Origin of the sequence: Beijerinckia sp. L45, assembly GCF_009765775.1 — a bacterium.
Classification (GTDB): Bacteria; Pseudomonadota; Alphaproteobacteria; order Rhizobiales; family Beijerinckiaceae; genus RH-AL1.
The window spans coordinates 1-10,223 of sequence record NZ_LMUU01000099.1; the positions used below are offsets into that span (position 1 = coordinate 1).

A 10,223-nucleotide genomic window follows, 5' to 3' on the forward strand; every position below is an offset into this window, starting at 1 on the left:
CCCGACGACATGGCGGGGCGGATCGTCGGGCCGTACGAGCGCTCGCTGACCACGACGGTCAACGACATCGAGCACATCGATTCGCAATCGCTGGCCGGCTACGGCGTGGTCAAGATCTTCTTCCAGCCGAACGTCAACATCGACATGGCGCTGGCCCAGGTCACCGCGATCTCGCAGACGATCCTCAAGCAGCTACCGGCCGGCATCACGCCGCCGCAGATCATCAACTTCAACGCCTCCAGCGTGCCGATCATCCAGTTGGCCCTGTCGAGCGGCGCCCTGTCGCAAAGCAAGCTCAACGACATCGCGACCAACTTCATACGCCCGCAGCTTTCGACGATCCCGGGTGCCGCGATCCCGTCCGCTTATGGCGGCCTGGTGCGACAGGTGCAAATCGACCTCAACCAGCGCGCGCTCCGTTCTTACGGCCTGTCCGCTCAGGACGTCGTCAGCGCGCTCTCCACCCAGAACCTGATCACCCCCGTCGGCACGGAAAAGATCGGGGATCTCGAGTTCACCGTGAACCTCAACGGATCGCCGCGGCAGATGGCGGCGTTCAACGACCTGCCGATCAAGACCGTCGGCGGGACGGTCATCTACATGCGCGATGTCGCCCAGGTGCACGACGGCAACCCGCCGCAGCAGAACGTCGTGGAACTCGACGGCCAGAAGGCCGTCCTGATGACCGTCTTGAAAGCCGGCTCAGCTTCGACGCTCAACATCATCGCCGGCGTGAAGGGCCTGCTGCCGGGCCTGCGGGACGCGCTTCCTCCCAGCTTGAACCTCAAGGCGGTCGGCGACCAGTCGGACTTCGTCAAGGCGGCGGTCTCCGGCGTCGTGCGCGAGGGCATTATCGCCGCGGCGCTGACAGGCCTCATGATCCTGCTGTTCCTCGGCAGCTGGCGCTCGACTCTCATCATCACCGTATCCATTCCACTCGCCATCCTGGCGTCGCTGGCGACGCTGTCGGCGTTGGGGGAGACCATCAACGTCATGACGTTGGGCGGTCTCGCGCTCGCCGTCGGCATTCTGGTCGATGATGCGACGGTGACGATCGAGAACATCAACTGGCACATGGAACAGGGCAAGCCGATCGATGCCGCCATCATGGATGGCGCAGCGCAAATCGTTGGGCCTGCGACGGTCTCGCTGCTCTGCATCTGCCTTGCCTTCGTGCCGATGTTCGGCCTCGACGGCGTTGCCGGCTTTCTGTTCCGGCCGCTGGCGGAAGCCGTCGTGTTCGCGATGGTCGCGTCCTACATCCTGTCGCGGACGCTCGTTCCGACGATGGCGAGCTTCCTGTTGCGCAATCAGCACCACTCCCACGGCTTCGACGATCTCGAGGCCGGGTCCGCGCCACCGTCAAGCCGGAATCCGCTGGTGCGGTTCCAGCGCGGTTTCGAGCGTGGTTTCAGCGTGGTCCATGCGGTCTACCGCGGGCTCCTGGAGCGTGCGCTCGATCATCGCAAGAGCTTGGCGTTCGGCTTCTTCGCGCTGACCGCCGTGAGCTTCGGTCTCGTGCCCTATCTCGGCCAGAACTTCTTTCCCGACATCGATGCCGGCGCGATCAAGCTGCACGTGCGGGCACAGACCGGGACGCGCCTCGAGCAGACGACGGCCCTCACCGATCGGGTCGAAGCCGCCGTGCGCGGCCTGATCCCGCCGGCCCAGCTCGGTGGCATCGTCAACAACATCGGCATGCCGATCAGCGGCATCAATATCTCCTACGGCAATTCGGGTACGATCGGCGTTACCGATGCGGACATGCTGATCACCCTCAAGGAGCCGCACGGCGAAACCGCCGACTACGTCAAGTTGTTGCGCGAAAAACTACCGAAGCGGTTCCCCGGCACCACCTTCTCGTTTCTGCCGGCCGACATGGTGAGCCAGATCATCGACTTCGGTTCGCCGGTTCCGTTGGACGTGCAGATCGTCGGCACCGACCTCGAGGCGAGCCGCGTCTACGCGACGAAACTCCTCGCGCGGATCAAGACGATTCCCGGCGTGGTCGATCCGCGCATCCAGCAGCAGTTTCGACAGCCGACCCTCGACGTCAACGTCAACCGATCGTTGGCGGGTTTCGTCGGCCTGACCCAGCAGAATGCTGCGGCGAGCATGCTCGACAGCCTGTCGGGCAGCACCCAGACCGTGCCGATCTACTGGCTCGATCCCAAGAACGGCGTCACCTATCCCGTATCGGTGCAGACCCCGCAGTATGCGATCGACACGCTGAAGGATCTCAAAACCCTGCCGCTGTCGGCCAATGGCGCGACGCAATTGCTCGGCGGCCTCGCCGACTTCGTCCCGACGGCCGGGAATGCCGTCGTGTCGCACTACAACGTGCGGCCCATCGTCGATATCTACGTCGCTACCGCCGATCGCGACCTCGGCGCGATCGCCCACGACATCCAGGCTGCCGTCGACGCGACGAAGCCGGAGCTCCCGCGCGGCGCGACGGTGGTGATCCGCGGCCAGGTCGCGACGATGCTGAGCGCCTACAGCCAGCTTTTCATCGGGCTCGGCTTCGCGATCCTGCTCATCTACCTCCTGATCGTCATCACCTTCCAATCCTGGCTCGACCCGCTGATCATCGTCCTGGCGCTTCCCACGGCGCTCTCCGGCATCGTCTGGATGCTGTTCACCACCCACACGACGCTGTCGGTGCCGGCCCTGACCGGCGCCATCATGTGCATGGGTGTCGCCACGGCGAACAGCATCCTGGTGATCAGCTTCGCCCGTGAGCGGCTGGCCGCGGGAGCAAGCGGGTTGGTCGCGGCCATGGACGCCGGTGCAGGGCGCTTCCGCCCGGTGCTGATGACGGCCCTGGCGATGATCATCGGCATGGCGCCGATGGCGCTCGAGCCCGGCCAGAACGAACCGCTCGGCCGCGCGGTGATCGGCGGGCTGATGTTCGCCACCTGCGCCACGCTGTTCCTGGTGCCCGTGCTCTTCAGCCTGGTCCACGGCAAGGCGAAGCAGCCGCGCAGCACGGTAGTCAGCGAGCCGCCGGTGCCGGCGCCGATCTGATGCGGCACCGCATCCCGTCCATGCCTCTCGTTATCAGTCACACCTCCCGCCTTCAGGATCGTCATGTCCAGCACCGATAGCAAACCGATCAAAGTCCGCTCGATCCTGATCGGAGGCGCCATACTCGGTCTCGCCGCCGTCGGCATCGCGGTCACGGGCATCGCGTCGCGGGCCCAAAGCGAAGCCGATCTGTCGACCTGGACGGCCGATCAGGCCATCTTGACGGTGACCGTCGTCACCCCGAAGCACGGACAGGCCGAAGACTTTTTGACCTTGCCCGGCACCATCCGGGCGTTTTCGACCGCCTCGATCTATCCGCGCGCCACGGGTTACATCAAGGCTTGGACGGTCGATATCGGCGCAAGGGTCAAGGCTGGCGCGGTCCTCGCCACCATCGAGTCGCCCGAGCTCGATCAGCAGTTGATGCAGGCGCGCGGCGCGCTAACCAGCGCGGAAGCAAATGCCAAGCTGGCGTCCGTCACCGCCGGGCGCTGGTCCGATCTCGCGAAAACCTATGCCGTCTCCGATCAGGCTCGCGACGAAAAGACCTTCGATGCCTCCGCCAAGATGGCCATGATGGAGGCGGCCAAGTCCGCCGTGCATCGGCTGGAGGACCTCGCGGCGTTCAAGAACCTGACAGCGCCGTTCGACGGGATCGTCACGGCGCGCAACGTCGATATCGGGAATCTCGTCAGCGCCGATGGCACCACCAGCAAGCCCCTTTTCGAGATTTCCGACATCCACACGGTGCGCGTCTACGTTCGCGTGCCCCAGGCCTTTCTCGGCGGCTTGAAGAGCGGACTGAAAGCGACGCTGGATCTCCCACAGTATCCCAACACGCACTTTTCTGCGACGCTGGTCTCGACGTCCAACGCGGTGTCCGAGGATACCCGCAGCGCCCTTGTCGAGCTGCATGCCGAGAACACCGCCGACAAGCTGTGGCCCGGCGCTTTCACCGAAGTGGAATTCCATCTTCCCAGCGATCCGAAGATGCTGCTCGTTCCGACGACGGCCCTCATCTTCGAACGCGAAGGCGTCAAGGTGGCAAAGCTAGGGCCGGACGGACACGTCACGATCGAGCCTGTCGGCCTCGGACGCAATCTCGGCACCGACGTCGAAGTAACGTCCGGCATTGCCCTCGGCGACCGCATCGTGGACAATCCGTCGGAAGCGCTGCAAACCGGCGATGCGGTGCATGTCGCCGACGCCCCGGGAAACGGAACGCCCGTCAAACCGATGTAGGGCGCGAAGCAGACGGCTTCGAAAACCCTTCTGGGAGCGCGACCTTGAACAGTTGCGAGAGGCTGGCGCTTGGGATGGTGTCGCAGCTTATCACGAGCAGAACAGCGAACACGCCAGCGGGCGGCCGGATCGGTTGAGATCACCCGGGCGCACGCGATAGCGTCTGCGAAACCCCAAAGTGCCTGCCGTGCATTCTCTGGAAACGAGACGCAACGAGATGCGCCTAGACGCGGCAGCTCGGCCGAAAGGACGGATATGCACCAAGCTTGACGGCAGCGGCGTTCAAGGCGTCTGATAGTGAACCCGTTGGAGGACCAAGATGAAGATCATGCTTCGCTGCCTCGGTGTGGCAGCCATCCTTGCGGCGGCGACACAGCCCGCCTCGGCGCAACTGTTCGGGGATGGCCCGGGCCCGCTCTGCTCACTGCTCTCGATCGGCTGCCCTCCTCCGCCGCCACCACCTCCCCCGCCGCCGCCGGAGCCGGTCGCACCGCCGCCCGTGGCGCACGTGAAGCATATCTCGAAGCCAAAGCCGAAGGCGAAGAAGCCGAAGCCCGCAGCCGAAGCGGCACCGGCAGACGCGCCTGCGCCATCGCCACCAAAGACCGACAAATAGACGATGCCGAGGGCCTGACGGCCGTGACCGATGGCACGACCGTCCCTAAAAGCGAACACCGGCGATGAAACCGATTTGGCGGCTCTTGAGCCTGACGGCATCTCGCCGGGAGGACGCCAAAGATAATTGAGGCGTTCGAGGACTTCGGGCAGACCCGCGTTACGCGTGTCGGTCCATCGACCAGCCTGTCGGCGTCGCTTCGATGTCGAGGCCGAAGGCATCGGCGCGCTGGGAGACCCGCGCGTAGGATGCGATGACATCGCGATCGGGCTTCAGGCAGTCGGCGAGATCCGCGGCCATGCTTCCCTGAATCCGTTCCGCATCGTCCCGCAGGGTTTGGGGGTCGAAGCGGATGAGGCGGCGATCCCGGACTACGAGTTCGCCTTGCACCATGACGTGGCGGACGGCCCGTCCGGTCTCGCCATAGACCAATTGCCGGACCGCGCTATTGAGCGGCAGCCAGGACGGATCGTCGAGGTCGATGAAAACGAGATCGGCGCTGTAGCCCGGCGCGATCCGGCCGATCGAGGTCGCGCGGCCGACCGCCGCCGCGCCGCCCATCGTCGCCGCCCGGAACGCTTCCGTCGCCGCAGCCTGGTCGTTGCCGCCGGTCTGGAGCCCCCAGGCCAGCGCAAACAGCTTCATCGCCTGGAACATGCTTTGCGCGTCGCTCGCGCTGCTGTTGTCGCATCCCAGGCCGATGGTCACGCCGGCTTGGCGGTAGCGACGGACCGGCGCCAGCCCGTTCATCAGCTTCAGATTGGTGACCGGGTTCGTCGCCAGCGACGTTCCATGGGCTGCCAACACGTCGATCTCATCGGCCCGGATCCAGACGCCGTGCGCGATCGTCAGCCGCGGCGTCAGGAGGCCGAGGTGCTGCAGGCGCCGAACCGCGGAGCCGCCATGGTCCGGCAACGTCGTGCGCGCCAGGACCGCCTCGCTGCGGGTCTCGTAGAGATGCGTGAAAACGGAGAGCGCGCGCTCGCTGGCGGTCCGCGCCACCCAGTGGAGCAGCGCATCGGAGCAGTTCTGCGGCTGGACGGGACCGAGCGCCCAGGCGAACCGCGGCGCCGCGACCGCGTCGAACAAGGTCAGAAGCGCCGTTTGGATCGCTTCGGGATCGGTATCGGTCCCCAGAAGCGTCCTTGCATGCGGCGATAGGGATTCATCCGCGAAGGGCACGCCGACGCTGCCGCGGCGGTCGCTGAATTGCGGTGCGACGATCGCCGAAATCCCGCTTTCCGCATAGGCCGCCGCGACGGCGTCGGCGTGATCGCGATCGAAGTCGACGAGGGTCACCATATCCTGAATGGTCGTCATGCCGCCGCGCAAGCATTCCGCCGCGTGCAACCGCGTGCGGACGGCGACCTCCTCGGTGCCACGGCGCGGCCAGTAAAACGGAAACGCGACGAGTCCCCAGAGATCCAGCGGCAACTGCTCGAAGAGACCGCGGAGAAGCGTGTCGTGGGAGTGGCAGTGCGCATTGACGAAGCCGGGCGTGATCAACAGCCCACCGGCATCCATCGTCTCCGCCGAAGCGCCGCGCGCGGAGGCCTCTTCGCCGAGCGCGACGATCGCACCGTCCTCGACGAGGAGATCCGTTATTGCAGGCCGGTGCAGTTCGCCCAGCGGGTCGAGGATGCGGGCACCGGTAACGAGCAGGAGCTGGCCGATGGTCGATCCCTCGTGCGTGCGGAGCGCGGTCAGCGCGGCGTATCTTCTCCGACCGTCCCCGTATTTGGGTCCATGTATTCGGACAGTTGAGTCTCCGTCGCGGTTGTGAGGCCCGCAAGCATGAAGGCGTCGAGCGCCACCGACAGGTCGGTCGAGAGATCTTCGATCCGCAGGCGCGGGTCGTTGCCGCTCGTATCGATCGACAGGCGAACGGTCGCGAATTCGTTCGACACGATCCAATGCGGGGATGCGGCGGCCTTGTCGCTCTTCACCATGGCGTCCTCTAGATCAGGAACGGCGTGCTCTCGAGAACCTCGCCGTTTCGCAGCAAATTGACTTTCTTCCGGGTGATCCGCCAGCGGCCGTCGCTGCGATCGAGCGAAAACTCGCAGCGGGCCGAGTGAATGGTCTGCCGGTGCCGCGCCAGTTCGACGAGCAGCATCATGCAGGTCACTTCGAGCGTCTCGCGTTCGTCATCGGCTTCGCCCAGTTCGACGTTGGAAATCAGGCGGTGCACGCGGGACGCCGGATCCTGAGCATAGGCGTGACCGGACCGCAGCCGTTTGATCCGCACGGCCATGGCTTTTTTGTCGTCATGGATGATCGAGACGTGGCGGCTGGGGTCAATGTCGTCGTGACCAGCGGGAACCCAATACAGCGCGTCGTCGGTGAACAGATCCATCCACTCTTCGAACTGTTGGGAGTCGAGCAAGCGCGCTTCGCGGTAGAGGAAGTCTTCGATTTCCGGGCGTTCGGCAAGCATCATTCACTCCGCGGCCAAGGCCGGCGTCTTGGGTCCCATCATCATCTGCTTCCAGTTCTCGTACATGCCGCGATGTTGGGTCTCGTCCGACATCGTGCCGGTCATGTAGCCGTTCTTCATCTCCTCGCGATCGAGCCCCCGCGAAAACACCAGCCACTCGACGGCGCCGCTCTGCAGGCCTTCCTGCGTGCGTTCGAAGATTTCGAGATCGTCGGTAAAGAAGGTGCCGGCCGCGCCGAACTCGAATTCCTGATCGCGGATACGACGCAGATTCACCTCGTCCGGCACATTCTGCAGCTTCACGACGTTGGTGTGGATTTCGGTGCGGTTCACCGCGATCGGGCGCACCGTGCGGATCTGGCTGCGCAACACGATCAGGTTCGGGAAGATGACGAGGTTGAAGCCGCCCGACAGGCTGGCGTCGACCGGCATCGGACCCCAGTCGGTATGATCGGTGACGCCATGGCCATCCATCGCGATGACGCAGCCGCGTCCCTGCCGATAGATCTGCATCGCTTCCGGCGTGACCGCACTGAGATGCAGCGCGCCGACATGATAGGGGTCGACGCCGTTTTCCAGCTGATACTTCCAGTTGCCGTTGTAGCCGCACTTCTGCGTGCCTTCGAACAGCTCGATCTTGCCCGTCGGCGAGGTCTGGACATAGGCATCGAGGAAGCGGGTAATGCCGCCGAGGTGGTCTTCGAGGGTCGGGCCGACCGCGGTCATGCAACCGAAGATAAAGCCCTGGTATTCCGCGACGCGCGGCACCTTGACCAGGCCGAGGGCCTCGCGGTCGAACGAGGCGCCATAGCCTTGCGGCATCGGCACGCCGATGAGCTTGCCCGAATTATCGTAGGTCCAGGAATGATAGGGACAGCGGAAATGCTTGCTGTTGCCGCGCTCGTGCTGACAGACGATCGGCCCGCGATGGCGGCAGCGATTGATCAGCGCCGTGACGCTGCCGTCCGCCAGCCGCGAGACGATGATCGGATGCTTGCCGATCAACGTCGTCTTGTAGTCGCCCGGCTCCGGGATCTCCTGGGCATGGCCGATATAGACCCAGGTGGTGTTGAAGATGCGCTCCATCTCGAGATCGAAGATCGCGGGATCGGTATAGACCGAGCGATGGATCGAGCCGGTCTGGATCAAGTCTTCGATGGCATGGGTCATCGGGCAACCTTCCTGAGCTGCGTGCCGCGCGCGGCAATGATGTCGATGATCGCGGTGACGTCGTCGCTCTCGTCGAGCCGCATGAGCTGATCGACGAGCGTATCGAGCTGCCGCTGATCGAGGGGATGCGCGGCGTGGCCGGCGTTTACGCGAAACTTGGCGATGGCGTCGTCGGCGGAGAGCGGCCGTGCCGGGTGCCCACGCGGGACATCGATCCGCATCATCAGCGAGCGGCCATCGGCCAGGACGAACTCCGTGAGGCCCGGCTCGAGGCCGCCGAGGTTGGCGAGCTTGCGATCCACGATGTGGTCGATCCGCGTCAGCAGGTCGAGCGTCTCCGCCTCCGCGCGTCCGTCCTGCCGAAAATCTTCGAGCCCGACCCGGCCGTTGCAGATCGCCTTGGCGACGACGAAGGGAATGCTGTTCATCGCCGCCGAGGCGCTGGTCGGGCGCCGCCGCAGATCGCTCGGCTCGCACATGACCTGCCCCCACGGCCCGACATGCAGGCGCACGCGCTGGATGTCGCCGGCGTGCAACCCGTGCTCGCGCATCAACAGCAAGGCGGCTTCGGCGAAGGCGTGGCTGACGAGCGTGCCCGGCATCGCCTTGAAGCAGCGATCGAGTGACAGGAAGTCGACGCCGAGTTCCGCCGGAATCCTGGATGCGTCGTAGCGACCGCCGTAGTATGCGGCGAACAGGCCGGCACTACCGTCGATGGGTTCGCCCCGCGCGAGAACCCCGGCGGACGCCATCATGGCACTCTGCACGCCGCCCTGATTGCTGAAACCGGCGTAGAGGCATTTGCCGACGCTGGCGGCGGCGTGAACCACCATCTCCTCGGTCCCGGCCGCCTGCATCAGGGCGAGGCCGAACGCGCTCTGCATCGCCTCCGCATCGAGATCCAGCAGATTGCCGCAGGCCGCCGCCGCGCTGAAATAGCCGAACACCTGGCTCGACAGCATTGTCGGCAGGCCCTCGCCGAAGAACGGCGCGAGCGCGGCGGCCAAGCGCGATTGCACCTCGCATCCGGCCGCGACCGCCGTGATGAAGCGCTGGCCGTCGACAGGCCTGGCGCAGGATTCGGCAACGGCGAAGGCCGCCGGCACGACGCAGGCCGCAACATGGATCTGGGGAAACGGGATGATGTCGTCGTAGTCGAGCGCGCGGGCATGGGCCGCATTGGCAAGCGCAGCCAGAGCCGGTGGCAGACGGCGCCCGGACGACCAAATTGTGGCGTCGCCGGATCCGCCGGCCTTCTCGGCATAGGCGAGGATCTCGTCGCAGCCCTCGCCGATCCCCGAGCCGGCCAGCGCGACACCGATCGTGTCGAGAATGGAGAGCTTGGTATGCGCGACGACCGCAGCCGGCAGGTCCTCGAAGCGCAGGTTCGCTGCGAACTGGGCCAGCGCGAGGGTCGATCCGACCGGCATTTTTGGATCCGACATATCTGTGGGCTGCCCAGCGGCGTCATATATCCGGCGTGCCATTCGGCGGCGCTTCGAAGCAACACCCACCGTCCCTGGCACCCACGAATTAGAGACGGGGCGCCCTGCCCTCGCAATTCGGATCGGTCGCCAGATGCGTCAGTTTTCCTGATCCGCGACGCCGGGAGGCCAGGATACCGCGATATGCCTCAGAATTTCTGATGCGAGCGGCCGGCGATCGTTCTTTCCGGGGCGGTTGCCCAGTCTATGGTCGTCAGACACATCGATATCGACGCGCGTGAGGCCT

8 protein-coding genes are annotated in these 10,223 nt (G+C 65.2%); 3 read left to right on the forward strand and 5 right to left on the reverse strand.

Annotated features, from left to right (window positions below):
* The 3 genes from GSQ79_RS10390 to GSQ79_RS10400 all read left to right on the forward strand — a co-directional run.
* On the forward strand, positions 1 to 3,027 hold a 3,027-nt coding region (locus GSQ79_RS10390; RefSeq protein ID WP_158808649.1), incomplete at its 5' end, for an efflux RND transporter permease subunit.
* 63 nt (positions 3,028 to 3,090) lie between these two features.
* Positions 3,091 to 4,269, forward strand: a complete 1,179-nt coding sequence (locus GSQ79_RS10395) for an efflux RND transporter periplasmic adaptor subunit (RefSeq protein WP_158808650.1) — start codon at positions 3,091 to 3,093, stop codon at positions 4,267 to 4,269.
* Between the two features lie 319 nt (positions 4,270 to 4,588).
* The gene (locus GSQ79_RS10400; protein WP_158808651.1) at positions 4,589 to 4,885 is read left to right on the forward strand and encodes a hypothetical protein; all 297 of its coding nucleotides are present in this window, start codon (positions 4,589 to 4,591) and stop codon (positions 4,883 to 4,885) included.
* 159 nt (positions 4,886 to 5,044) lie between these two features.
* Here GSQ79_RS10400 and GSQ79_RS10405 read toward each other — a convergent pair whose 3' ends face one another.
* The 5 genes from GSQ79_RS10405 to GSQ79_RS10425 form a co-directional block, all read right to left on the reverse strand.
* Positions 5,045 to 6,409, reverse strand: a complete 1,365-nt coding sequence (locus GSQ79_RS10405) for an amidohydrolase family protein (protein WP_158808652.1) — start codon at positions 6,407 to 6,409, stop codon at positions 5,045 to 5,047.
* Positions 6,410 to 6,588: 179 nt separating this feature from the next.
* On the reverse strand, positions 6,589 to 6,834 hold the full coding sequence (locus GSQ79_RS10410; RefSeq protein WP_158808653.1) for a hypothetical protein: 246 nt from the start codon (positions 6,832 to 6,834) through the stop codon (positions 6,589 to 6,591).
* Between the two features lie 8 nt (positions 6,835 to 6,842).
* A complete protein-coding gene (locus GSQ79_RS10415) occupies positions 6,843 to 7,322 on the reverse strand; it encodes an aromatic-ring-hydroxylating dioxygenase subunit beta (RefSeq protein WP_158808654.1) in 480 nt (159 codons plus the stop codon).
* Positions 7,323 to 7,325: 3 nt separating this feature from the next.
* Positions 7,326 to 8,492 carry an aromatic ring-hydroxylating dioxygenase subunit alpha gene (locus tag GSQ79_RS10420; RefSeq protein ID WP_158808655.1) on the reverse strand — a complete coding sequence of 389 codons (1,167 nt, stop codon included), beginning with the start codon at positions 8,490 to 8,492 and terminating at the stop codon, positions 7,326 to 7,328.
* Positions 8,489 to 9,922 carry an MmgE/PrpD family protein gene (locus GSQ79_RS10425; protein ID WP_158808656.1) on the reverse strand — a complete coding sequence of 478 codons (1,434 nt, stop codon included), beginning with the start codon at positions 9,920 to 9,922 and terminating at the stop codon, positions 8,489 to 8,491. The genes GSQ79_RS10420 and GSQ79_RS10425 overlap by 4 nt, the downstream gene beginning before the upstream one ends.
* Positions 9,923 to 10,223: the final 301 nt, after the last annotated feature.

Excerpts from the sequence above, each read along its gene's own strand:
- GSQ79_RS10395 (WP_158808650.1), top strand. The coding sequence starts at position 3,091 with ATGTCCAGCACCGATAGCAAACCGATCAAAGTCCGCTCGATCCTGATC.
- GSQ79_RS10400 (WP_158808651.1), top strand. The coding sequence starts at position 4,589 with ATGAAGATCATGCTTCGCTGCCTCGGTGTGGCAGCCATCCTTGCGGCG.
- GSQ79_RS10405 (WP_158808652.1), bottom strand. The coding sequence starts at position 6,409 with ATGGATGCCGGTGGGCTGTTGATCACGCCCGGCTTCGTCAATGCGCAC.
- GSQ79_RS10410 (WP_158808653.1), bottom strand. The coding sequence starts at position 6,834 with ATGGTGAAGAGCGACAAGGCCGCCGCATCCCCGCATTGGATCGTGTCG.
- GSQ79_RS10415 (WP_158808654.1), bottom strand. The coding sequence starts at position 7,322 with ATGCTTGCCGAACGCCCGGAAATCGAAGACTTCCTCTACCGCGAAGCG.
- GSQ79_RS10420 (WP_158808655.1), bottom strand. The coding sequence starts at position 8,492 with ATGACCCATGCCATCGAAGACTTGATCCAGACCGGCTCGATCCATCGC.
- GSQ79_RS10425 (WP_158808656.1), bottom strand. The coding sequence starts at position 9,922 with ATGCCGGTCGGATCGACCCTCGCGCTGGCCCAGTTCGCAGCGAACCTG.